This is a genomic window from Streptomyces sp. SID13031, from assembly GCF_010548305.1.
Classification (GTDB): Bacteria; Actinomycetota; Actinomycetes; order Propionibacteriales; family Kribbellaceae; genus Kribbella.
Genome location: NZ_JAAGLV010000065.1, coordinates 1 through 518, shown reverse-complemented (window position 1 = coordinate 518; position 518 = coordinate 1). Strand labels below are relative to the sequence as shown.

Genomic DNA, 518 nt, shown 5'->3' with positions numbered 1-518 from the left:
AGGGCCACGCGTTCGCCGTGGCGATACGGCGTTGAATTCCGCGGTCCGCCTCGCCTTCCCGGGCCTGACCCCGGCCGACGGAACGTATCGAATGGGGAAGACGCAATGAACCAAGACAGCCTTGAGGTCGTCGATGAACTGTTCCGACTCGGACTGCAGGTCTCCGAGATCGACATCGACGTCCCCCTCGTAGATTACGGCCTCGATTCCATCCGCTCCATCAACATGGTGGTCGACATGGAATCCGCGTTCGGCGTGCGGATATCGGATGAACAGGCGGCCTCGATGGAGACGCTGCGTGACGTCGTGGACCAGGTCACCGCGTTGGTGACCGTGCGGGCCGGGCAAGGAGAGGGTGACGCATGAACGTCGATTCCGTTTTCGAGCGGTACAGCCGGCCGGAGCTGGCCAGGCTGTTCCGCGCCCTGCGCCTGGACGTCACCTACCGGTCCGGCCAGGGCGACCACCTGACCAGGGAATCACCGGGCGCGGGAGACCGCCCCGAGCCCGGCGACCAG

General features: G+C 65.6%; 1 protein-coding gene. It reads left to right on the top strand.

The genetic code is table 11. From position 1 onward, the window contains the following. The first annotated feature begins 105 nt into the window (after positions 1–105). On the top strand, positions 106–366 hold the full coding sequence (locus tag G3I17_RS39245; RefSeq protein WP_164604507.1) for an acyl carrier protein: 261 nt from the start codon (positions 106–108) through the stop codon (positions 364–366). Positions 367–518 lie beyond the last annotated feature (152 nt).